Origin of the sequence: Acidithiobacillus sp. M4-SHS-6 (assembly GCF_047421495.1) — a bacterium.
GTDB lineage: Bacteria > Pseudomonadota > Gammaproteobacteria > Acidithiobacillales > Acidithiobacillaceae > Acidithiobacillus.
In genome coordinates, this window is sequence record NZ_CP175559.1 from 1529611 (window position 1) to 1553005 (window position 23395).

Annotated in this window: 24 protein-coding genes; 13 read left to right on the forward strand and 11 right to left on the reverse strand. The window is 55.7% G+C overall.

All coding sequences use genetic code 11. The features are described 5' to 3' along the window. Positions 1 to 12: 12 nt before the first annotated feature. Genes gcvT through gcvPB form a run of 4 tightly spaced genes read left to right on the forward strand, consistent with a single transcriptional unit; the run spans position 13 to position 4316 of the window. Entirely contained in the window at positions 13 to 1122 is a 1110-nt protein-coding gene (gcvT, locus tag ACJU26_RS07720; RefSeq protein WP_414039113.1) for a glycine cleavage system aminomethyltransferase GcvT, read from the forward strand. A gap of 4 nt (positions 1123 to 1126) precedes the next feature. Further along, positions 1127 to 1510, forward strand: coding sequence for a glycine cleavage system protein GcvH (gene gcvH / locus ACJU26_RS07725; RefSeq protein WP_414039114.1), 384 nt, complete (start codon positions 1127 to 1129; stop codon positions 1508 to 1510). Between the two features lie 5 nt (positions 1511 to 1515). Next, positions 1516 to 2859, forward strand: coding sequence for an aminomethyl-transferring glycine dehydrogenase subunit GcvPA (gene gcvPA / locus ACJU26_RS07730; RefSeq protein WP_414039115.1), 1344 nt, complete (start codon positions 1516 to 1518; stop codon positions 2857 to 2859). Then, the gene (gene gcvPB / locus ACJU26_RS07735) at positions 2856 to 4316 is read left to right on the forward strand and encodes an aminomethyl-transferring glycine dehydrogenase subunit GcvPB (protein ID WP_414039116.1); all 1461 of its coding nucleotides are present in this window, start codon (positions 2856 to 2858) and stop codon (positions 4314 to 4316) included. Before gcvPA ends, gcvPB begins: the two co-directional genes overlap by 4 nt. A gap of 49 nt (positions 4317 to 4365) precedes the next feature. On the opposite strand, the gene ACJU26_RS07740 is transcribed toward gcvPB, so the two are convergent. Next, a complete protein-coding gene (locus ACJU26_RS07740) occupies positions 4366 to 6033 on the reverse strand; it encodes an ABC transporter ATP-binding protein (RefSeq protein WP_414039117.1) in 1668 nt (555 codons plus the stop codon). Then, positions 6030 to 6353, reverse strand: coding sequence for a ferredoxin FdxA (gene fdxA / locus ACJU26_RS07745; protein WP_414039118.1), 324 nt, complete (start codon positions 6351 to 6353; stop codon positions 6030 to 6032). Before fdxA ends, ACJU26_RS07740 begins: the two co-directional genes overlap by 4 nt. A 223-nt stretch (positions 6354 to 6576) precedes the next feature. Between fdxA and ACJU26_RS07750 the strand changes: the two genes are divergently transcribed. After that, entirely contained in the window at positions 6577 to 7179 is a 603-nt protein-coding gene (locus ACJU26_RS07750) for a peroxiredoxin (RefSeq protein WP_414039119.1), read from the forward strand. 76 nt (positions 7180 to 7255) lie between these two features. Here ACJU26_RS07750 and ACJU26_RS07755 read toward each other — a convergent pair whose 3' ends face one another. After that, complete coding sequence (locus ACJU26_RS07755) at positions 7256 to 7981, reverse strand: hypothetical protein (RefSeq protein WP_414039120.1); 726 nt, start codon at positions 7979 to 7981, stop codon at positions 7256 to 7258. A gap of 104 nt (positions 7982 to 8085) precedes the next feature. On the opposite strand from ACJU26_RS07755, the gene ACJU26_RS07760 reads away from it, so the two are divergent. The 8 genes from ACJU26_RS07760 to ACJU26_RS07795 all read left to right on the forward strand — a co-directional run bounded on the left by ACJU26_RS07760 (position 8086) and on the right by ACJU26_RS07795 (position 14141). Continuing rightward, positions 8086 to 8943: a PHP domain-containing protein gene (locus ACJU26_RS07760; protein WP_414039121.1), complete on the forward strand. Its 858-nt coding sequence runs from the start codon at positions 8086 to 8088 to the stop codon at positions 8941 to 8943. A gap of 31 nt (positions 8944 to 8974) precedes the next feature. Further along, positions 8975 to 10015 carry an AI-2E family transporter gene (locus tag ACJU26_RS07765; RefSeq protein WP_414039122.1) on the forward strand — a complete coding sequence of 347 codons (1041 nt, stop codon included), beginning with the start codon at positions 8975 to 8977 and terminating at the stop codon, positions 10013 to 10015. A gap of 86 nt (positions 10016 to 10101) precedes the next feature. Further along, complete coding sequence (locus tag ACJU26_RS07770; protein WP_414039123.1) at positions 10102 to 10506, forward strand: hypothetical protein; 405 nt, start codon at positions 10102 to 10104, stop codon at positions 10504 to 10506. 7 nt (positions 10507 to 10513) lie between these two features. Further along, entirely contained in the window at positions 10514 to 10984 is a 471-nt protein-coding gene (locus tag ACJU26_RS07775) for a hypothetical protein (RefSeq protein WP_414039124.1), read from the forward strand. After that, complete coding sequence (gene rlmB, locus ACJU26_RS07780; protein ID WP_414039125.1) at positions 10977 to 11765, forward strand: 23S rRNA (guanosine(2251)-2'-O)-methyltransferase RlmB; 789 nt, start codon at positions 10977 to 10979, stop codon at positions 11763 to 11765. Before ACJU26_RS07775 ends, rlmB begins: the two co-directional genes overlap by 8 nt. Further along, on the forward strand, positions 11765 to 12538 hold the full coding sequence (locus tag ACJU26_RS07785; RefSeq protein ID WP_414039126.1) for a TatD family hydrolase: 774 nt from the start codon (positions 11765 to 11767) through the stop codon (positions 12536 to 12538). The genes rlmB and ACJU26_RS07785 overlap by 1 nt, the downstream gene beginning before the upstream one ends. Beyond that, complete coding sequence (locus ACJU26_RS07790; protein WP_414039127.1) at positions 12535 to 13293, forward strand: MBL fold metallo-hydrolase; 759 nt, start codon at positions 12535 to 12537, stop codon at positions 13291 to 13293. The genes ACJU26_RS07785 and ACJU26_RS07790 overlap by 4 nt, the downstream gene beginning before the upstream one ends. Positions 13294 to 13943: 650 nt before the next feature. Then, positions 13944 to 14141: a DUF2283 domain-containing protein gene (locus tag ACJU26_RS07795; RefSeq protein WP_414039128.1), complete on the forward strand. Its 198-nt coding sequence runs from the start codon at positions 13944 to 13946 to the stop codon at positions 14139 to 14141. A 98-nt stretch (positions 14142 to 14239) separates the two neighbouring features. Here ACJU26_RS07795 and ACJU26_RS07800 read toward each other — a convergent pair whose 3' ends face one another. Genes ACJU26_RS07800 through ACJU26_RS07835 form a run of 8 tightly spaced genes read right to left on the reverse strand, consistent with a single transcriptional unit; the run spans position 14240 to position 23370 of the window. Continuing rightward, a complete protein-coding gene (locus ACJU26_RS07800) occupies positions 14240 to 14593 on the reverse strand; it encodes a hypothetical protein (RefSeq protein ID WP_414039129.1) in 354 nt (117 codons plus the stop codon). A 35-nt stretch (positions 14594 to 14628) separates the two neighbouring features. After that, positions 14629 to 15114 (reverse strand): type IV pilin protein, encoded by a 486-nt coding sequence (locus ACJU26_RS07805; protein WP_414039130.1) that lies wholly within the window; start codon positions 15112 to 15114, stop codon positions 14629 to 14631. Positions 15115 to 15142: 28 nt separating this feature from the next. Continuing rightward, positions 15143 to 19501, reverse strand: a complete 4359-nt coding sequence (locus ACJU26_RS07810) for a pilus assembly protein (protein WP_414039131.1) — start codon at positions 19499 to 19501, stop codon at positions 15143 to 15145. Between the two features lie 9 nt (positions 19502 to 19510). Then, positions 19511 to 20119: a hypothetical protein gene (locus ACJU26_RS07815; RefSeq protein WP_414039132.1), complete on the reverse strand. Its 609-nt coding sequence runs from the start codon at positions 20117 to 20119 to the stop codon at positions 19511 to 19513. A gap of 5 nt (positions 20120 to 20124) precedes the next feature. Then, on the reverse strand, positions 20125 to 21051 hold the full coding sequence (locus ACJU26_RS07820; RefSeq protein ID WP_414039133.1) for a PilW family protein: 927 nt from the start codon (positions 21049 to 21051) through the stop codon (positions 20125 to 20127). 3 nt (positions 21052 to 21054) lie between these two features. Continuing rightward, on the reverse strand, positions 21055 to 21597 hold the full coding sequence (locus ACJU26_RS07825; protein WP_414039134.1) for a type IV pilus modification PilV family protein: 543 nt from the start codon (positions 21595 to 21597) through the stop codon (positions 21055 to 21057). Continuing rightward, on the reverse strand, positions 21594 to 22118 hold the full coding sequence (locus tag ACJU26_RS07830) for a GspH/FimT family pseudopilin (RefSeq protein ID WP_414039135.1): 525 nt from the start codon (positions 22116 to 22118) through the stop codon (positions 21594 to 21596). Before ACJU26_RS07830 ends, ACJU26_RS07825 begins: the two co-directional genes overlap by 4 nt. Continuing rightward, positions 22108 to 23370 carry a type II secretion system F family protein gene (locus ACJU26_RS07835; protein WP_414039136.1) on the reverse strand — a complete coding sequence of 421 codons (1263 nt, stop codon included), beginning with the start codon at positions 23368 to 23370 and terminating at the stop codon, positions 22108 to 22110. Before ACJU26_RS07835 ends, ACJU26_RS07830 begins: the two co-directional genes overlap by 11 nt. Positions 23371 to 23395: the final 25 nt, after the last annotated feature.

The window sequence follows — 23395 nt, forward strand, 5'->3', positions numbered from 1 at the left end:
AGGCTGCTTCTCATGAGCAAACAGACGGTGCTGTACCCATGGCATCTGGCCCACGGTGCCCGTATGGTGGATTTCGCCGGATGGCAAATGCCGTTGCAATATGCTTCCCAACTGGCGGAACATAAAGCAGTACGTGAAGCGGCCGGGTTTTTTGATGTTTCCCACATGCGTCCGCTGGATGTAGAAGGCCGGGATGCCCGCAGCCTGCTCCGCTATGCCCTGGCCAACGATGTGGCCAAGCTGGACGCGCATCCGGGGAAAGCCCTGTACAGCACCCTGTTACAGGCGGATGGCGGCATCCTCGATGATCTGATTGTTTATCATCGGGGTGCTGATGCCTACCGGATTGTCCTCAATGCAGCAGGAGCCGACGCCGACACGGCACATTTTCAGGACCTGATAGACCAGCATGGATGGCAGGCGACGCTGCAAAAACGCCCCGATCTGGGCATTCTCGCCGTGCAGGGTCCCAAGGCACGCGCACAAGTGGCCGGCCTGCTGCAACTTCCGGGCCTGCAGTCCATGAAATCATTTACTGCCCTGGAAACGGACGCTTATTTCATTGGCAGAACGGGTTATACCGGCGAAGATGGCGTAGAGATCATTGCCGCCAATACCCATTTGCCAGGGTTGGCTGACCGCCTGCTCGCGGCCGGAATTTTGCCGGCGGGGCTGGCGGCAAGGGACAGCCTGCGCCTGGAAGCTGGCCTGGATTTATATGGCCAGGATATGGATACCCAGGTATCCCCCTACGCCAGCAATCTCGCCTGGACGGTGGATTTACGGGATCCAAAGCGGGATTTTCTGGGCCGCGCCGCGCTGGAAGCCGAAATCGCGCGGGGCGATGGTCCGCGTTTGATAGGCATTGCCTTGTCCGCTGGCATTCCTCGCCATGCTTATGTACTGGAAGATGCTGCCGGGCAGCCTTGTGGTGCAGTCACCAGCGGCCTGTTTTCACCCAGTTTGCAGTGTGGTATCGCCTTGGCGCGGGTCAATGCGCCGGTAGAATCGGGAAGCATCCTGCAATTGGTCATTCGTGGTGTCCGCAAGCCAGCCCTGGTGGTCAAGCCGCCTTTCTGGCGCCAGGGCGCTGCTACTTTTTCTTTTCCTGAGGAGTGTTGAGGGCATGAGCAAAATTCCGGAATCATTACGTTATAGCGACACCCATGAATGGGTGGAAGATTTGGGCGGAGGGCGTTACCGGATCGGCATTACCGATCATGCCCAGGAAATGCTGGGAGATCTGGTATATGTCGAAGTGCCCGAAGTCGGCAAAACCGTAAAGGCCGGTACCGTTTGTGGCGTGCTGGAATCGGTCAAGGCTGCAGCCGACTTGTATGCACCCATTGATGGTACCGTGCTGGAACGCAACGAAGGACTCAGTGACAACCCCCAGTGGCTCAATGAGGACCCCTATGGGCAGGGCTGGATCATGGTGGTCAGTGCCGAGGCATCTGCCTATGAAAAGCTACTGGATGCGGCGGCTTACGGCGCTATCGAGGAGGCCTAAGGCGAATGCCCTATATACCCCATGATGCAGAGGAGACGGCGGCCATGCTCGCTGCCGTCGGCGTAAGCAGCCTGGATGCACTTTTTGATGAAATCCCCTCCAGCCTGCAGGTACAGGACATGATGTTGCCCGAAGCCTTGTCCGAGAGGGCGCTGCGTCGGGAGTTGGAAAGTCGGGCGCTGACCAATACCCCTTTGCTGTGTTTTGCCGGTGGGGGCGCCTATGCCCACCATATTCCTGCCATCGTCTGGGAAATTACCGCCCGGGGAGAGTTTTATTCCGCATACACGCCCTACCAGCCCGAAGCCAGTCAGGGTACCCTGCAGGTACTCTATGAATACCAGAGTTTCATCACCCGCCTGACGGGGCTGGAGGTCAGTAATGCCTCCCTCTATGATGGTGCCTCCGGGCTGGCGGAAGCCTGTCTGATGGCCTTGCGCATCCAGGGCAGCGAAAAAAGCATTCTCGTCCCGGAAAATATTCTGCCCAGCTGGCGGAAGGTGCTGGATACGGTGCTGGGTATGCAGCAGATTCGGATGATATCCGTGCCTTATGATGCCCGGACCGGCTTATTGCAATTACCGGCAGAAGCGGGCGATGCGGCGGCCCTGATAGTGCCGCAGATCAATGCCTTCGGTCTGCTGGAAGCCGTGGACAAGCTCACGGACTGGGCCCATGCCCATGGCTTGCTGAGCATTGCGGTAGTGAATCCCCTGGCCTTGGCCATGCTCAAGGCTCCCGGTGATTGGGGCGAAAAGGGCGCAGACATAGCCGTGGGGGAGGGGCAACCCATGGGTATCCCCATGACCGGAGGCGGCCCCTATTTTGGTTTTCTGGCCTGTCGCAAAGTCCATGTGCGGCAATTGCCCGGGCGACTGGTAGCCAAAACCGTCGATACCCAGGGTCGGGAAGGTTACTGCCTGACCCTGCAGGCTCGGGAACAGCATATCCGGCGCGGCAAGGCCACCAGCAACATCTGCACCAATCAGGGCTTGATGGTGACTGCCGCCACCATTCACATGGCGACTCTCGGTAGCCATGGCCTCCAGGAAACCGCCCATACCTGCCATATTCGCGCCCTGCAATTGCGGGAATGGCTGAAAGATCTTCCGGGAGTCAGCTTTCCCCATACTGGTCCCTTTTTCCATGAATGGGTGCTGCGCTTGCCCATATCCGCCAGCAAGGTTCGCGATGTCTTGCTGGGACATGGCCTGCTCGCAGGCTTCCCCCTGCAGGAGTGGAACATGGGTGAAGCAGGAGACTTGCTGGTCTGTACGACGGAACTGCTGGAAGAATCCGACCTGCTGACCTATCGCGACGCCCTGCGCAGCGTTCTGGAGGCCCAATGAATCATCCCGTGCAAAAAAACATCAGGCCGGACAGTATTTTTGACCATGATCATGTATTGCCCGCACCGCAAAGCCCCGCTGATATTCCCGCCGAGCTGCTGCGCAAGATCCCGTTAAATTTGCCCAATGCTTCTGAACTGGATGTGTTGCGGCATTATACGCGCTTGTCGCAAAAGAATTTTTCCATTGATACCCAGTTTTATCCCCTGGGGTCTTGCACCATGAAATATAACCCGCGCATTGCCCATGCCATGGCCTCCTTGCCGGGTTTTGCCCGACTGCATCCGGACACTCCAGCTCCGGCCATGCAAGGCATGCTGCAGGTGCTCTGGGAGCTGCAGGAATGGCTGGCTGCGGTGACGGGCATGGCCGCCGTCAGCCTGACCCCGGCAGCGGGGGCCCAGGGGGAACTGGCTGGGGTGGCCATGATCCGCGCCTATCATCACGCCCGGGGAGATAAGGCCCGTAACAAGATGCTGATTCCCACGGCGGCCCACGGTACCAATCCGGCCAGCGCCCAAATGGCCGGTTTTGAGGTCATCGAAATCCCTAATCTGCCCGATGGCGATCTGGATATGGAGGCCCTGGATGCGCATCTGGGTCCGGATGTGGCCGGCATCATGCTCACCAATCCCTCGACTCTGGGGGTTTTTGAGAGACGCATCGCCGAAATCGCCCGGCATGTCCATGGGGCCGGGGGGCTACTGTATTACGACGGAGCCAACCTCAACGCCATCCTTGGTCGCGTCCAGCCCGGCCAGATGGGTTTTGATGTGATGCATCTCAATTTGCATAAAACCTTTGCGACGCCCCATGGCGGCGGTGGACCTGGTGCCGGAGCCGTGGCCGTTCAGGAGCGCCTCAAGTCCTTTTTGCCGCTCCCCACCGTCATGAAGGCAGATAATGGCGCCCTGCGCTGGATGACGGCAGAAGATTTACCCCAGAGTATCGGTCAGCTCAGCGCCCACGGCGGAAATATCGGGGTGTTGTTGCGCGCCCATGCCTATATCCGCCGTCTGGGCCGGGCGGGCGTCGGAAGGGTTTCCACCTATGCCGCCCTCAACGCCAATTACTTACTCAAGGAATTGCAGAAACTGGGCTACCAGGCGGCTTTTCCGGAACGCCGGGCCAGTCATGAATTCATCCTCTCGGTCAGTGATCTCCAGCAAGCCACGGGTATTCGCGCCCTGGATGTGGCCAAACGCCTGCTGGATTTCGGCATTCATGCGCCGACCATCTATTTTCCGCAACTGGTGTCCGAGTGTCTCTTGATTGAGCCGACGGAAACGGAAAGCAAGGCGACCCTGGACCGTTTCATTGCGGTCATGGCGCAAATTCGTGAAGAGGCCCTGACGCAGCCGGAAATATTACGGCAAGCCCCACACCACCTGCCCGTAGGCCGGCTGGATGAAGCACTGGCCGCACGCAAGCTGGACGTGGCGGCGCCGTTGGAATGATGCGCCGCTCTAACCTCAAGCCCAACGGATGTCCATCTGCGATGGCATTTCAGGGCTGAACGCGTTTTCCCCGCTCCAGACGGATGACCTGATCGGCCAGGCGGGTGGTGCGGGGGCGATGCGCCACAATGAGGATGGTTTTCCGGCCATGCAATTCCGCCAGGGTTTCGGCAATGCGTTCTTCACTTTCGCTATCCAGATTGCTGGTGGCCTCGTCCAGAACCAGCACTGGGCGGTCCAGATAAAGGGCTCGGGCAATGGCCAGACGCTGGCGTTGTCCTCCCGAAAAATTGGCGCCATTCCCCTGGATCACGCTTTCCAGTCCGCCGGTCCGAGCCAGAAAGTCCCAGGCATGGGCTTGCCGCGCGGCCGTTTCGGCGCGTTGGCGATCCGGCTGGCTTTCACCATAGGCAATATTGCTGAGGACGCTCCCCGTAAATAACACCGGCTCCTGGGCCACAAAACTGAAATAGCGGCGATAATCGCCATCGGGAATCCGCGATTTATCCGTCCCGGCCACGCTGATGCTGCCCCCACTGGCTGGCAGCAGACCCAGAATGACCCGCACCAGACTGGTTTTACCGCTGCCACTGGGGCCGACAATGGCCGTGGTGCTCAGGGGCGGGATGCTCATATCCAGTCCTTGCAGAATCTGCTCTCCCCCCAGTTGCAGGCGGAGATCGTGACATTGCCAGGTTCCCCAAGGCTGGGGAACCGGCGTGCTTTCGGTGATTTCTGCCGGTTGATCCAGCCAGGCAAACAAGCGGTCAGCCGCCGACAACCCCTGCTGTAACTGATTGTTGGCTGAGGACAGTTGCCGCAAGGGCTCATAAATCAAACCCAATGCCGTAAAAAAACTGAAAAAGGCCCCGGTGCTCATATTGCCGTTCACCACCTGACTGCCGCCCAGATAAATGATGGCGGCTATTCCCAGAGCCGCGATCATTTCCATCACCGGCACCGTGGCTTTCTGGATGCGGGCAATCTGCATCATCAAGGTAAAGTAATGCTGGGCCTGGCGGGCAAAGCGCCGGGCTTCGAAGGGTTCTCCGCCCTGACTTTTGATGACTTCCACCCCGCGCAGGCTTTGGGAAAACTGATCCATGATTTCCCCCATCTGCTCCTGCTGAGTATTTCCTCTTTGCCGGAGCTTCTGGCCAAAGCGAATCAGGGGATAAAAAGCGATGGGCAGGGTGATGAGGCTGATGAGCGCCAGTTGCCAACTCATGTAAAACACCACAAAAAGCAAGGCAACAATCTGAAAGGTCGACAAAAAAAATCGTGCCAGCACCGAAAGCCCCTGTTGCAGCAGAGTCAGGTCCAGGCTCATGCGTGACAGGGTACTGCCATGACTGTGGTCAATGAGCACTTCCAGGGGCAGGCGCAGGGTATGGGCAAAGAGCTTTTCGCGCAGGCCGCGCAGGACTTCTTCTTCGACCCTGGCGAGGTTTATGGCCTGGAGGTAATCGGCAGCGCCTTTGACCGCATAAATGAGGATGACACCCAAGGGTAACCATACCAGCATGTTCGCCCGATGGTGGATGAATATCTGATCCAGAACAGGCTTGATGATGTAGGCCATGGCCCCCATGGCCGCGCCGGAAATCACCATAAAGATCATGGCGATCGCAATGCGCCCCCGATAGGGGCGCACCAGGGCGAGGAGACGTTGAAAACTCCGGGAGCGTAATGCGGCGGGGGCGCTAGGGGCGCTCACTCTTCGAGCAGACCGCGTTTATCCTTCACATCCAGCCAGGCATCCGCGTCTTCCGGCGCGGCTTTTTTCTGGATGATGGCGGGCCAGACTTTGGCCAGACGGGCATTGATTTCCTCGAATTCTTCCTGTCCCTCGGGCAAGTCATCGTCCCGGAAGATGGCCGCTGCAGGGCATTCCGGCTCGCAGAGGGTGCAATCAATACATTCGTCAGGATCGATCACCAGAAAATTGGGACCTTCGCGAAAACAGTCCACCGGACAGACATCCACACAGTCCGTATATTTGCATTTGATACAAGATTCAGTCACCACGTAGGTCATGGGGGCCGGGCTCCTTGGCTTTTTGGTTTAAGGGTGCCGGGCTGCCCCGGCAATCTGGGCGTTTATTCTAGCCCAAGGTCGCACGCCTGCCCACTGGTTACGGCTACCATTTGCGGATAACCCGGTAGTGTCGGCAGCACGCGTCCGGATGGCAAGGCTTCAGAGAATTTGCTATAGTACAAATCTGGACTTTATCCCATCATCCGACAAGGAGGAAATTCCCATGGCAGTATTGGTAGGTAAAAACGCCCCTGACTTTGTGGCCCCAGCAGTCATGCCGGACAACAGCATCAATGAGAAATTCCAGTTTTCCCAGCATACCAAAGGCAAGTATGCGGTACTGTTCTTTTATCCCATGGATTTTACCTTTGTTTGCCCTTCGGAAATTCTGGCCTTCAATCATCGTCTGCATGAATTCAAAAGTCGTAATACCGAAGTCATCGCCTGCAGCGTGGATTCCCAATTCACCCATCTGGCCTGGAAGAACACCCCCGAAGAAAAAGGCGGTATCGGTCAGATCCAGTTGCCCATGGTCGCCGATTTATCCAAGAGCATTGCCCGTAATTATGACGTACTGCTCAATGACGAAGTGGCATTGCGCGGTTCCTTCCTGATCGACCTTCAGGGCGTAGTCCGCCATGAAGTCGTCAATGACCTGCCCCTGGGCCGCAATATTGACGAAATGATTCGCATGGTCGATGCCCTGCAGTTCTCCGAGGAGCACGGCGAAGTCTGCCCCGCTCAGTGGGAAAAAGGCAAAGCCGCCATGACTCCCACCGGCGCTGGTGTGGCAGAATTCCTGGCCAAACACGGCAAGGATTTGTAAGGTTTCTGCGCAGCATCCCCAAAGGCCCGGCGGCATTTTGGTTCGTTCCGGGCCTTTATCTATGAGCAAACCGCAATCAATGCAGACTATGCCCGGCGTTACTGGCGGCCTGGACCATGACGGTTTTGACTTCCTCGCTGAAATCGCCCCGGTTGACCTGCTGTAACCCCTCCTGAAAAAAGGTGCTGGCATCGGCGGGGAGGTGATGGGTGAGGGCGGCAAAAGCCTTGCGCATTTCAGCGGTATCCTGGGCGCGAGTGGCGGTGATGCCCCAGTTCAGCAATAAAATCCGCCAGGGCCGCTGGGGATCGGCGCTGTCCAGATCGGCCGCGTAGTCGGCCGAAGCGGCCGTCACCACTTCTCCCATCAGTTGCGCCAGGGGCTTGAGCGCTTCGGGATCATTGTGACTATTGGCCAGTACCGCCAGACCATTGACGACAGGTTCCAGGGTATGCAGGGCACCGTGTTGGGCGCAGAGCCAGGCCGCGATGCTGACGGTGATCATCTCCAGGGCAATTTTGGCCTGACGTTCGCCCAGCCGATCCGCCCAGGTGGCCAGATCCATGAGCAGGCCGATAGTCAAGTCGGCAATGCGTTCAGGTTCGTCTTCGGGCAAGCTGGGGTCCCATTCGGCGACATCATTGCCCAATACCGCAAACAACTGCCGCAAGGCGTCCACAATCATGGGCGGCGTAATTTGTTCCCCCGTGGCAATGCCGCTGCTGGCAAAAGCGGCCAGAACCGGTTGGGTATATTGTTCAAAGCGCTTCTGCGCTCCGGCGATGTCAAGAATGAGGGCCACGGTTTTCTCCTGAGATGTCCAAAGCAGTACTGCGTGGTATGCTAGCATGAATTAGTCTGGATGCCGCAGCAGAGTGTATCCACCATGCTCAGGAATGGTTTTAGATGCAACAGAAAATGTTTTCACCCATTGATTTACACATGCACTCCCTGGCCTCCGATGGCACCATGACTCCCCATGATCTGGTGCAGAGGGTTCATGATGCTGGCGTGCAGGTCATGGCCTTGACCGACCATGACAATACGGCGGGTCTGGCAGAAGCGGGCGAGAAGGCAGTCGAGTTGGGTGTTCAACTGATTCCTGGAGTCGAGGTGTCCGGCGAATGGGAAACCCAGGGCATTCATATTGTCGGGCTTTTTGTGGACCCGGAGAATGGGGTGCTACAGGAAGGGCTGGCGCGGATCATGGCTTTTCGTGACTGGCGCGCCAGCGAAATCAGCCGCCTGCTGGAAACTGCCGGCATTCCCGGGGCCGAAGCGGGAGCCCGCGCTATGGCGGGAAGCCGCATGGTCGGGCGCAGTCATTTTGGCCGCTGGCTGGTGCGGGCGGGCCATTGTGCGGATGCCAGCGAGGCCTTCGGTAAATATCTCGGCCGTGGTTGTACGGCCTATGTACCCAGTGACTGGATACCCATGACCGAAGTCGTGCGCTGGATCAGCAGTGCTGGCGGTTCTGCCATTCTCGCCCATCCTGGGCGCTACAGGCTCAGCGCCACCCGCTTGCGCACCTTATTGACGGCCTTCCGTGAAGCGGGAGGATCTGGTCTTGAAGTCTGCTCCGGCAGTCAGGCGGCGGGCGATCGGGAACATCTGGGGCGTTTGGCCAGGGAACTGGGTTTGCTGGGTTCGGTAGGCTCGGATTTTCATGGCCCGGACCTGGGCCATGCGGACATTGGCCAACTGTTGCCTCTGCCCGATGGGGTGGAACCGGTCTGGAGCCGGGCCGGCATCCAACTCCACTGATGATCTCTAGCTGGTAATTGCCCCGAGGGAGATGGTGCCCAAAGATCAAGGAAATTCGCGCTACGCCCTTTGGGGGCTGGGTTTGCTGCTGCTGATTTACGCAGGAGCCGCCTACACTCTGAGTCCTTTCGCCGGCCCTTTATTGATGGGGGCAGTGCTGACTACCGTCGGCTGGCCCTGGCAACTGCGTCTGGAAAGAGCCTTTCATTTGCCGCGCTGGTTGGGTTCCTTGGTCCATGCCATCGCCTGGATTGCCATCATCATCATCCCGGCGGTGATTATTGTCGATACCATTCTGCCTCAGGTGGTCCTGCTGATTGCCCGCTGGCGGTCCGGACACCCCCTGCTGATGGTCCCTCCCGAGGTCATGCAGATTCCTTATGTCGGCCATTGGCTACGTTACCATCTGAATGCGCTGAATGGGGCTTATTTATCTTCTTTCATCAGTACTCATGCCAGCATCATCACCGATTCCCTCAACCAGTTATGGATTTTTACCCTGCACACCTTTTTTGCTGCCCTGACGGTGTTTGCACTGGCTTTGCACGGTGAGCGGATTATTGAAACCCTGCGCCTGGGCACGACCCAGCTCTGGGGGCGGGATCGGGGGGACCGATTTCTGACTGCCTGCCGGGATGCCGCCCGTTCAGTGCTGATCGGCCTCATTGGCGTCGGCGTCATCGAAGGCATGTTCATCGGCATCGCCTATGCACTGGCGGGCCTGACCCTTTGGCCCCTCTGGCTGGTGGCTACGGCCCTCATTTCGCCATTACCCTTTGGGGCGACGGCGGTGGTCGGAGCGGCCACCATCTGGCTGGCCTTCACCGGGCACTGGATTGCTGGCTTGGCGGTGCTGGGCTGGGGCTTTTTTGTCATTACCGTGGCCGATCTGGTGGTCCGGCCGCTCCTCACCGGATCACAAAGCCAGGCCCCGTTTTTTCTGGTGTTTTTCAGCATCCTGGGGGGAGCGGAAGCTTTTGGCTTGATCGGATTGATTATCGGCCCTATTCTGGTTTTGTTGGCGCGGGGCGTTTGGCAGGCCTGGGAACGTCGTATTCGTCTTCAGGAATGATTTTTCAGATTTTGTCCTGGCAAACGTCAGGAACATAAGCTGCGTTTAATGATCTAATGATCAGATTTTCTTGTGAGGAGCGTATCATGGACTACACAATGCTGGAACAGCAGTACAATCAATTGCAGCAACAGACACAGAATAACTTGCAGGCCTTGCAGCAGATTGCCGGGCGCGTGAGCAGTCTGGCCCCGGATAATATGACCACCCGGGAAATCACCCTGGAGTTGCGCGGTCTGGCCATGAATCTGCAGCAACAGCAGCAGAATGTCGGAATGATGCTGCAGCAGATGGCTCAGCGTATTCAGCAACTGGAGATGCAGATGCAGGGCATGAACCCCAACATGCAGCAACGTCCTTGGAATGCCCCCATGCAGGGCCAGCCAGGTATGGGTAGCGGCTTTTTGGGCAATGTCATGACGGGGCTTGGCCTCGGTGCCGGCTTTGCAGTGGCGGATAATATTGTCGATGACATTTTCGACAGCTTCTGAGTAGCGCGTGCCGGAACAAGCACGGGAAGACTGGCTGGCATTTGAAAAGGCGGTGCTGCAGTGGGCAGGGGATCTGGGCTGGCGTCTCGAACGTACCGGCCCATTGCGGCGGGGCGTCTGGCCAGTGCCTCGTCTCGAGTTTCTGCGTGAAGGCGTCCTGACCCCGGAAACCTGGGATCAGTTTTTAGCGGACGGCCCGCTTTTCGGGTCTGTTGTTCCCGGTCGCCGGGAAGCGTTCAGTTCCGAGGGCATAGCGGTGAAGTTTTATCAGGTCGAAAAATCCGCCTGGGGATTTGCCCAGATAGCCCATACCGGGCCAACGGAATGGGTGGCCCATTGCCGAAGCCTGCCGGGTTGGGATCAGCTTCCGGCCGAAAGTGAGCAAGCGGCTTTTGCTCGCATTGATCTGGCATTCATTCCCCCCGAAGAACGGCATACTGATGGGCTACTGCAACCCAGCGGTGAGCCACATGCCTGAAGAGCAGCTGTATGGGATTCATGCCGTAGCAGCAGCCCTGGATGCTGGTGAGTTGGGCGCCCTGTGGATCGCAACGGAGCGGCGTGACGACGAGCGTCTAAAGCCATTGTTGGAAAAAGCCCGGCTCCAGAACCTGCCAGTGCACGAACTGCGTCTTGGCGCACTGGCGCGTAAATTCAATGCGGATAAACACCAGGGCATTGCGGGCGTGCTGCTTCAGCGGACAGAAGCGGACCTGACAGATATTTTGGCGCAACTGGACGGTCAGGGATTTCTACTGGTGCTGGATGGGGTGCTGGATCCCCATAATCTCGGGGCTTGCCTGCGCAGTGCCGAAGCGGCGGGGGTCAACGCGGTCATTCTTCCCAAAGACAACGCTTGCCCGGTCAATGCCACGGCGCGCAAGGCAGCAGCGGGTGCGGCCTCGCGATTACCGGTCTGTACCGTGACCAATCTGGCCCGCACTCTGGCGTCCTTACAGGAAGCGGGTTTCTGGCTGGTGGGTATGGCTGGCGAGGGTGCGCAGAGTCTCTATACACTGGATCTGAACATGCCACTGGTCATGATCATGGGCGGGGAGGGCAAAGGCCTGCGCCGTCTGACCCGTGAACTTTGTGATTATCTCGCCCACATCCCCATGGCCGGAGCGATGGAGAGTCTCAATGTATCCGTGGCTACCGGCATCTGTCTTTTCGAAGCCGCCCGCCAACGTCAGGGGCTGGGGATACAGTCAGTCTCCGTGCACAATAAACACGGTCATTCATGCCAACAGGTCACCTAATGCTGGTCGATTCCCACTGTCATCTGGATTTTGAAGATTTTGCCGAAGATCGGACGCAAATTCTGGAACGCGCCCGTGCTGCTGGCGTGCAGGAAATCCTGATTGCTGCCGTCGTGCAGGAGCACTGGGCGCGGGTGCAGGCGCTGGCAGCGGAAAATCAGGGCATCTGGGCCGCAGCCGGGGTGCATCCCAACGAGCCGGAGGGGGCAACGCCCAGTATGGATACCCTGCTTGCGGCCCTTGCTGCCGAAAAGGTAGTGGCGGTAGGAGAGACGGGGCTGGATTATTTTCGCAGTGAAGGCGATTTGCGCTGGCAGCAGGAACGCTTTGCCCGGCACATCGCCGCCTCCAAGACCACCGGCAAACCGGTGATTGTCCATACCCGCGCTGCTGCCGCCGATACTCTGGCCCTGCTGCGCAGTGAAGACGCTCGCGCTGCGGGAGGCGTCATCCACTGCTTCACGGAAGACTGGGATTTTGCCCGTGCAGCCTTGGATCTGGGCTTTTATATCTCCCTCTCGGGTATTGTGACTTTCAAGAAGTCTGTGGATCTGCAGGCCGTTGCCCGTAAATTGCCGGCAGATCGCCTGCTGGTGGAAACCGATGCGCCCTATCTGGCCCCCACGCCCATGCGGGGCAAGCGCAATGAACCGGCTTATGTTCGTCATGTCGCCCAATTTCTGGCGGAATTGCGCGGCGAACCCCTGGCCGAGTTGGCCCAGCAAACGACAGCAAACTTTCATCGTCTCTTTACCCAAGCGGTGCCTGCATGAAAATTACCTTTCTGGGCACCGGGTCCAGTGCCGGCACACCGGTTATCGCCTGTCATTGCCCCGTCTGTCAAAGTAGCGACCCGCGCAATCATCGCCGCCGCGCCAGTATTCTGGTAGAGCAGGGTGACACGGTCCTGCTGGTAGATACCGGCCCCGACCTGCGCCAGCAAATGCTCGATGCCCAGGTACAACAGCTCAGCGCCGTGCTCTATACCCATTTTCATGCGGATCACATCAACGGCATTGATGACCTACGCGCCTTTAACTTCGCCCAGAAAATGATCATCCCCTGTTATGCCGACAAAAGAACCGCCATGGAACTGGAAACCCGCTTTCGCTACTGTTTTCTGCCACCCGATGCCGCCTGGGCGAAACCTTCCCTGTCCATGCACCACTTTCAGAACGTAATGAACTTTGGCGAGTTGCAGGTCATGCCCATTCCCATCCTGCATGGCAAGTTGCCCATTCTCGGCTTCCGTTTTGGAGATGTGGCCTATCTGACCGATCTGAAAAGCATTCCCGATGAAAGCCTGATGCTGCTCAAGAAACTGAAAATACTGATCCTCGACTGCCTGCGCTACGAAGCCCATCCCACCCATCTTAACGTGGAAGAAGCCCTTTACTGGGCCCGCCGCATTGCCGCCGATCAGACTATTTTTACCCACATGACCCACGATATTGATTACGCGCCGTTTGCCGCAGAACTTCCGGCCGATATCCTGCCTGCCTATGACGGAATGGTGTTTGCGCTGTGAAACGCTTTGTCGCCAAAGGGAAATTCGCGGTGCCGGACGCTATTGAATTTTGTCTTGGATGCTTCTGTGACGTTACTCTGGCTGGTACCGGAAACCAATTCGGCAGGTGTGGATTATGCCCGTACGGCTCTGATCATGACCGACCATGCAACATCGGCACACGCATCAGGAGACACCTTGAACCTCGCCAGACGCTATAAACTGTCAGCCTATGATGCTGCTTATTTGGAGCTATCGCTGCGCACGGGCCTACCGCTGGTAACGCTGGATGCCGGTTCCATAGCACTGATACGAGCTGGGCCATACCTGTGTAGCGATTCTGGCCCAAGTGTCAGGCCATCGGATCGCGGGGTACAAGACTTGCCAATGGTCAATAGGTATACTGAATTCCAAGCGAAGGATTTGGTAAAGTGCTGGGTGTAAATTATGGATTTGACTTTGACGGAGCATGCCACCTTCGCAGTGCAACGGCGCTGCATCAAAATGGAATGGATCGAGGCAGCAATCCTTGCGCCTGATGCGGCAGAAGTGCGGGACGGCAAGTAATCGTTTCTCAAGTGTCACCGGGAACGAGGAAAGATGCTCCGCGTGGTGACACGGGCGGATGATCCTTGCCATGTGATTACTGCCTATTTCGCCAGGAGAATGCCATGCTAGTGCGGGTAGATAGAGAAGCTGATGCGGTGTACCTGGAACTGACCTCGGTGCCCATTCAGGAAAGCGAAGAAGTAGCCGATGGCATAATCCTGGACTACGATAAAGACGGCAATATCGTCGGCGTAGAAATATTGGGTGCCTCAAAAAAAGGTGGTGCAGATGCCTTGCGGAATATCAATATCGCTGCCTGACTGAGCGCATTCCATCTGGTGCATATCGACGCTGTCATACAGGCAGTCTCATCCATTATCGAGCAGCAATCAGGCGTCAGGAAAAATCTGCTCCAAGTTCAGCCCGTCCAGCACCTGCTCGGCCCAGGCTCCCTGTTCTGTAGTGCTGGCAGCTTCAGACGCGCCAGAACCAGAGGGGGCAGGGAGCCAAAACGCTTTTGCAGCAAACGGCTCAACAGGAGCTGTTCGCCACGTTCCATCCCGTGTTCCATCCCCAGCCCGTAAGAGGACAATTCGATAATCAAGACTTCGCTCAACATGGTCTGTTCCTCCTTGACGACCTCATACAGATTGCGGTTACTCGACAGAATTTCCAGCATTTTCATGTCCACCTCCAGGCCCAGGAGGATGCGGGCAATATCCAGGGTGATGCGCTTGAACAGATTCTTGGACACCACATCCTTTTCTTGCATAGATCGCGTCTACCTTGCCACTTCATCCCGCGCTGTTACCACTTCCCCCCACTACAACCATAAGGCCCTGAACAAGTGTTCAGACCACTATCCGTAGTTGTAAAAATAACCGTAGCATTATCAAACTGATTTGGAATCCCAGTGGCAGTGATCGTAAATTTCTGATTATTATTGCTCAGCGCAATGGAATAGGAAAAATATTTCCCCGTAACCGATGCACTCGCGGTAACCGGAGCATAATTCGCAACCGGCCACAGAACGACTCCGCCACACGTCCTTGCATTGGTTAAAGCTGTCGCATCACCCACCTTTCCCGCATAGGATCGACAATCCTGGTAATACTGTTGCTCTGCTGTATTCAGGGTTTGCAGATTGCTCTTGGCGTGAGTCGTTTTAGCATTGATGACATATTGGGAATACTGGGGAATGGCGATGGCCGCCAGGATGCCGATGATGGCGATGACGATCATCAGTTCAATCAGGGTAAAGCCCTTGTTCTGCAGCCTTTCCATATCATTCATCGACTTTCCTCGCTATGAATCCTTGTACTCATCGGTTGGTCCAGGCCCTTGTGGCGGCACCTGCGTTAAAGGGCGGAAAGAAAGGTACAGCGTTGGGACTCCCGCCATTCACGCCCGGCAACAACAGCTTCATACCCGTTGCGGTGGAGGTAACCGTGGGTTGAGGAGCCTGACCGGCAACTTGAATACTGTTGACAGTGATATTGCTGCCGGTAAAACCAAAGGGGTTGGTGCTGGGTACGGCACCCGAATTGAAATTGACTGCAGTGATCCAGGATGATCCGCTTCCGCTGCCTTGGCAGGGATTCGTGCTTGTCGCACCGGGTACAAAACTGGTGAAGATGGCATCACCAAACACGTTTTGCGGGTTATCTATCAGTCGCTCTCCGGTTATCGGCAGATTGATATACCAGCCTTTTTTGCCACCAGGTGCGCTGTTGTATGGCACCGGATAACTGCTGCCCGTCCGCGTATTGTAAGCGGTGCCACCGGTGCTGGCTGTAGCGGTGGTGGTCGTTAAGGTCTGCTGCACAAGGTCACTCTCCGGAATAGGTGTCGTGCGCTTGCTGGTGTTGTTCTGGTTCACATCCCAGATTCCATAAAGACTTTGGGTCTGGTTGTCGGTGGTATCCGTGGAGAAAAGCCACTGACCCGTGCCGAAAATGACGCCAATTCGACCTTGGGCGTCCATGGATACCACGGGCGCGGTGGAAATGGGTTGCCGCACAGCCGTGCTACCTGTACCTGTTTCGGCCACAAACATGGGTCCTCCGCCATAACCAATTGTGGGTTGACTACTGGTGGATTGGGTCCCTTCTGGCGGCGAGGCATTGGCTGGCAGATCAATTTTCCAGAGGTCGCCCTCATTGTCGGTCACATAAAGGGCTTGGGCATAACCCGGTGCGTTGAAGCTGGCAGGCGCAATACCGGCAACGGAGAGCTGGCGGCCCGATACCTGATTAGCCAGAGTAACAGTCGCCAGTAACGCCCCATTATTGGGGTTCACAAAATAAATGTACCCATCACCTGAACTGGTGGGGGTGGGTTGATAACCGGAGCCAAAGACCACCACCCAGCCCATGCTTTGGGTTTTGATCAGTTGCGGGGAAGCAATGATATACCCCATCGCGCTGAAACCCGTTGTGCCTGGGGTGATTTCCCAGGGGGCGAGAGCACTTGCCGACGAGGGCTGAGGATTGGTGATATTCAGGCCATAAATGCCCGAAACACCTCGTCCCTCAGAAGCCACCAGCAAACTTTCCCAAGCGGTGCAGGTACCGGTATTGCCGGTTCCCGTCCCAGCGGTGCAAAATGCCCCGATGGTAGGGGTGCTATCCATGAGATACTGATGGCTGAAGGCGCTGGCACTGATGCGCTGATCCAGGTAGGGGATGACCGCATTGGGAATGTAGGCCCAGAGTTCCTTACCGGCATTGGCGCCACCGCTACCGCTACCGCTGCAGCCCGCAGGCGGGGTGACGCCAGAGGGATAGCTGGTAGCGCAGGCATCGATGGCGTGGAGCATGCCATCGTTCGCCGGCACATAGAGCATGGGTATGCGTGTGGCGTTAGTGTTGGCAAAGGCACCATAACCCGGAAAAGTATAATTCTGGCTGGGTGCTCCCACATACTGCGGTGTGGCATCAATGATATCGCCCAGCACCTTGCCGTTGCGGTTGCGGAATAAAGTGCCATCTTCGCTGGTGTTACCCAGGATATTATCCACTACCTGGTTGATGGTGGCATTGCTGGGAATGAAAGCGGAATTCATTAATTCTGACTGCTGTGTGCTGCTAAGAGAGCTGGATGAGAAGGGGATACCAGTAGAACCATTAAATGTGTAAACAGGTGCTGAAGAGGAGTTTATTCCCGTATCCTGTTCGGCAGACTTTTGTTGGGCACTGATATTACTTTGCGCTCTCCAATTGAAATTGGTGTTGAAGGTGTTGGTGTTCGGGTTATACAAAAACGATTTGACATCCCCGGTCCAGTTTCCCGTGTTATAGCTGGGCACAAAGGCCAGGCTGCTGGTGCTCAACTGAGCACCCGTCACCGCTACCGATGAATTGCTTAGGGTGCGTGCCTCAATGGTTTGCAAGGCGCTCGTCAGTCCGGAAGATAACTCGGTAGGATTACTGGCGCTGTAATAATTCCCATGCCCATTGATACCCGCATGCCAGAGGTCGTCAATCAAGGCCGGGTTATTGCCGGAATTAGATGGATAGGGTTCTGACCAGGCGAGGCTGCCAGCCTGCAATTGGGCGAGGTCTCCGGGATAATTCAAGTAGCCGCTTACGCCCAATCCCACCGTGAAGGTATCCATATGGGGCCAGAACGCGGGGTCGCTGGGGCTGGTTGGAACGTCGTAAGAACTGGAAGAATTGGTATTGGAACTGCCAAATGTTTGCAGTGGGTGTTCCCAATACCAGAAAGCAATATTGGCTAAAGAACCCTCGCAGTTACCATTACCGTTACAAGCCGTACCTCCGCTGCCAGTAGGTGCACTTCCAGGTTGATCCATGAAAGGGGGCGTTGGTTTGTATTGGTAGCTTTGTCCATTTGCGCCTGTAATGGTTGGCCCAGCAACCTGATCCGGATTATTAATAGCGGTGTTATTTGGCGTTGACACAGAACTGTCATTATTCCACCCACCATCAGTTACAAATACCGTAAAGTTTTGGCGGCAGGTCAATACCTTATCTCTGGGAGAACCGGATATTGCCCCAGCACTGGCACCCCAAGGTGCAGCACTGACGCTTGCCGGCTGCATCAACCAGTTACCAATAGCCGTCAAAGCCTGACGTGAGGGCGTCCCCACTTCTGGTGTTTGGTAGCCAAAAAAGGTACTGAGGAACCAACTGCGTTGGGCGGCACCGAAATGCTGCAATGTGCCCACAGTAGAGCCAGATGGTGCATTTGCTTGAGTTGAGCCATTAGCCAAAGTTTTCCCGGTAGATGATGAGTATGCCGCGCCACCGGAGTTACCATTATCATAAAAGGGGACCCCCGAGTAATTGTTTCCATTACTGGTGATCTGATTGATCGTCGCATAGTCCACCCGAAAACCGCTGGGCAAAGACATGAAAGCCTGGCTGATACCATCACGGGCCAGGAAAATATGATTTCTGGCATATTGATACCAGTTGGCATAATTCTGGATTTCTTGAGTGTAGGTCCGGCTGATTTGCTGGTTGGGTCCAGTTACATAAACATAACTTTGTGTCGAGCTATCGTAATACGTATAGGGATATGCACTGGTACTGGATGGTTGGGTTGGATAGGTACAAGCAGGGATGGTGCTGGACACCTTGGTATTGCCATTACCGGAAAGAGAGCTTTGTAATGGTATATTCGGTACTGGCGAAGGACAAATCTCTACTTTCTGATAGTTAGCAATGATGTTTTCTGGGTTGTTGTGCTGTGTATTAGAGGAGATTCTCTGGGCGTAATTGAAATATACGGCAGGCCAAAATCCATATTGCTTAGATGGGACTTTAGACATACAGCTTTTATATCCTTGCACACAGTAATAATAGCAGTATTGATTAGCACAATAATCCTTTTTTTTATTACGCTCAAAGAAATTATTTATGTACTGCCCACTGTAAGACTGAATCTGCCCGCTTGATGAAACATACCACCAGGTAGTGCCATTGTAATTATTATACTGATATTCCCCCGTTCCCGAAAAGCCACCATTAGTTGTAGTGGTAGACGCAGGATTGGTACTATCATTCCAGGTTTCAAAATTACGCCAGCCCCGATTGGGAAACCAGGGATTTAGCAGTACATGGGTTGGTGTCGCATCAGGCATCAGCCACAGATTGACCTGTGAGTTCCACTGACAGGTAATGGTTTGATCATCCCCATTAGTCATCGTTGGGACGGGTGAGGTATTCGAGTTTTCCTCGCTGGCAGGTACGGCACACGCCCACGGCAGATAGGTAATGGCTGGATTATAGTAAATCGGGTTTATTTGAGTGGAACGATATTGTCCTGCCAACACATCCTTGCCGCTGAAAGAGGGAATATTATCTCCATATGTGTTTGAATAACTCGAATCAACATTGAATACATTGGGCGTACCTACTGGAAAGGCATATCCCAAGAAATACGAGTTGTACGGATAGTTATAACTATTCCCCAAAGTCTGCAAATAAGTCCCCCCATCGCCAATCCAGTCCCATTGCATGGAACCCGAGTCGTCCTGCAAGAAAATCAGGTTGGGTGCAACACTCAAATTGGTTCCCAGTGGCACATTGGGAAAAGGTGAAATGCTGCTGGTAGCGGCCCAGGCGATGCCACTCAGGGTAAAACTTCCGGCGACAAGGGCAGCAATTATTCGTGCCAACTTCTTGCTGGGTTTACGGGAGGGGATGGTTTTCATACAAAACTCCTACTGTGCCGGTAAAGCCACGGTGTAACTCTGGATGACCTGGGTATGGCTGGCATTAGGGTCCACAGCTGCTACCAGTATGATGTAATAATACATTTGCCGTACTAGCGGGGGTGCGGACGGATTGAGGCTGACGCCTGCAGAAGGTTGTACGCCAATGGTATTCCCCTGATTACTGGTAGCGAGGATGGCGTAGCGAGTCGCGAATTGCGTATCTTTCAAGTTGGTTGGGGTCGGATTGCACCACAGCGTGCTGTTGGCATCGTTACTCAGGCTTTTGGTCAAGGTCACCACACTCTGCTGCCCGGGCACATAACAGCAGGTGTTGTTGGTCCCGTTGCTGCAGGGGTTTCCTGCGCTCGTCAAATCTGTCGTAGGCAGATACGTACTGTTACTGGCGCTGAACTTCAGTATCTTGCTTAACGTCGCCTGGTAAGTGCTTCCTGCGCTTTGAGCAGCTTCCGAACGGAAACGCAGGTTTCCGGCAACCAGGCTGTCACTACGGGTCATGTAAATCGCTGCCAGCAGAATAATGGTCAGACCGACCAGTACCAGCAGCACGACGATCATGATGGCTCCACCTTCCTCTGAATGAACAGGACGCTTCATTGGCTTCATTGGGGCACCACATAATAATTACGCAAGGGAATCACGTCCTGGAGGAGGGTATAACGGTGATTACTCAGGATACTTACCGTTGCACCACCGGGCATGGTAAAGCTGGAGGGGCCATGAAACTGACGATCAGAGCGACCACTGCCTATCAGCAAGGCGAGTTGTATGCTTTGCAGCAGGTCGCCATTACTGTCCACCCCGCCCATGCAGCTTACCGGACCATAGGTATTCTGATAATTACACAGGGCGGACATAGCGACGACCCCACAGGCTACGGGCACCGCTGCTGTGCCCCCTGAGGAACGATTCAGGCTCCCCAATGCGCAATTGCTGGAGGCGGAGGCGAGGCTGTAGGTGACTGTGCCTGCGACCGTATTGGCAGCATAGGCAATGGCGGCAAAGGGGCTGGGGTTGTTCAGAGTGATGCTGGTGCCGCTCACCCTATTGATGCTGGCAGTTGTACAGCCCCCACCATTTTGCTGCGCTTTGAGCAAAATGGGTGTGGCTGTCGTCAGAGCGCTGCCCGCAGGGGCCGTCAAATTAATCAGATCGGCACCCGGAGCTACGGTACCCAATGGAATACTGGCAAGATTGATTCCGGTATTTCCTGTAGAAACTGTAAGCGCTGAAACGAGATCAGCCCCAGCGTTACTGTATGTTACCGAAACAGAGGGAACGGTTGCTGCGCAACTCTGCGGTTCCAGTCCATAACCTGCTTTACCCATATCCTGTTGCATCATGTACAGGGCAATACGACCCTGTTGCCACATATTCTGGGTGGCCGTCGTCTGGTTGTTCTGCCGTGAAAATGCGTTGAAGACGCCGAATATGGCCGCTGCCGCCAGCAAGGCTATGACCATGGCGACTAACAGCTCTACCAAGGTAAAACCTTGCTCAACATGGATCTTGATGTTTTTTCTCGCCATGGTTCAAAACCCTACCGGGACGGTGATCTGGTAACTTTCGGGACCCGTGCTGGACTGCCAGCTGATGGAAATATTGGCGGTACAGGCGCAAGGTTCAGAAGCCGAGCAGGTGTTGCCAGAACCATCCATGGCGGAGCAGACGATGCCGGTTACCTGCCCCGTGGCCTGGGGCAGGCCAGTATCCGGGAGAATTTCATCTTGACTATTCAAGCCCAGCAAGGTTTGCTGCCAGGCGCTGATGTTGGATAGCGTGGTTCCCGAAGCTCCAGAGGATATGCCCGAAGCCGTCACCGAGGTGTTGTCATATGCCATGATGCCGGATGTATCGCTGCCGTTCCCTAGGGCCGTCCATAAATACCCCGTCATTTGGTTGGCGGCATTATTGGCAGTGGTGATGTATTGACTGTTGGCACTGAGCTTTTGCACAGACATTTCCAGGTACGCCAGTGCCAGTATGCCAAAGGCAAAAATGGCTATGGCAATCATCACTTCAATCAGGGTAAAGCCAGCTTCATTGTCTGCGATAATGGCCGAATTATTTTTCATTGGCACTGTCCCGCAGTTTTCCCTTGCAGACACGAAGAAACTTCACCGCCAGCACTGATGTTAACCAGCCAGACATTGCTTCCCTGACTACTGTTGAAAAAGCTATAGGTCCCACCGGGCTGACACCCAGTTCCAGTGCCCAGATTGCCTATGGGTGCAAAACAGATAATCGCGCTTGAGACCGTACAACCAATGTTGCCGTAACGATTTTGAAAATCAGCTTTTGACTGTTGGGGTGCCCGGGAGGCGTTGGGTGCAGTAATCTCCCAGCTACAGTAAGAAGCTGGACCGTTGGCGTTAGTGCCGGAAATCGTTACGCTCACGGTCGTATTCGTCTTGATAGCTTCGGCCCTTGCCCATTGCATGTTCTGTTCAAATCTCCCAGCTGCACTTTGGGTCTGGTCATTCGCCAGAAACGACCCAATCATGGGAATTCCTATGGCTATGACAATCGCCAGGACCGCGATTAAAACGATTAATTCAATTAGTGTAAAACCCTGCGTAGAGGAATCACCCCCCATGCGTCACCACCGCGCCCATCTTGAAGATGGGCATGTACATGGCGATCACCAGGGTGCCCACGATGATGCCCAGCACCACCATGATCATGGGTTCCATGAGGGTGCTGAGGCGGTTGACGGATTCTTCCACGTCGTTTTCGTAAAAATCGGCGACCTTGCCGGACATGGTCTCGATGGCACCGGCTTCTTCGCCGATGGCGAGCATCTGGGTGGCCATGATGGGGAAAACGCCATCGCTCTTGAGGCGGGTGCTGATGCGACCCCCGGCGGCGACATCATCTCGGGAGCGCAACACGCTTTGTTCGATGATGACATTGCCGGAAACCTTGGACAGCGTCCCTAACGCTTCGAGAATGGGCACGCCAGCGCCCTGCATGGTGGACAGGGTGCGCATGAAGCGGGCAACCGCGCCCTTCAACAGAATATCGCCCAGCACCGGGATTTTCAGGGCAAAGCGGTCAATGACGGTTTTGAAAGGCAGGCTGCGCTTGTAGGCAAAAATGAAGAGCCAGACCGCGGCAATGGGCAGGAGCACCACCATATACCAGTGGCTTTTCATCCAGTTGGAAATGTTGATGACAATCTGGGTGAGGAGGGGCAGGGTGGCGCCGAAGCTGCTGAACAGTTGGGAAAATACCGGAATCACGAAAATCATCAGAATGACCACCACCACGATCATCACCGTAATGATGGCCGCCGGGTAGAACATGGCGGACTTGACCTTTTTGTTGAGGGCCAGGGTTTTTTCGCGGTATTCGGCCAGACGCAGGAGGATGGTGTCGAGAATGCCGCCCTGCTCACCGGCGGCAATGAGCGACACAAAGAGGCGGTCAAAATACTTGGGATAGTGAGCCATGGACTGGGACAGGGATTCGCCTTCCCTGAGGTGCTTGAGAATACCCTTGAGGAGTTTTTTCATGGGCTTAGCCTGGGTGGCGGTAATCAGCAGTTCAAAGGCCTGCACCAGGGGCACCCCGGCATTGATCATGGTGGAAAGCTGGCGGACCATGACCACCAGTTGCGCTTCCTTGACGCTTTTTTCGCCAAAGAGGGGTTGGGGGATTTTCCGCACGGTCACCGGCACCAACCCTTGACGACGCAGGGCAACACGCACCACGTTGGCGCTGGCTGCGTTCATCTCGCCTTTCTTGTTGTTTTTCTTGTCCGTGCTGCCGGGCAGGGTGGCTTCCCAGACAAAGTCGTAGGTTTTCACCTCCTTGTCCGCCGCTTTCTTGCCTAGTGCTGTTGCCATCGCATCACCTGAATCATCCCCATCG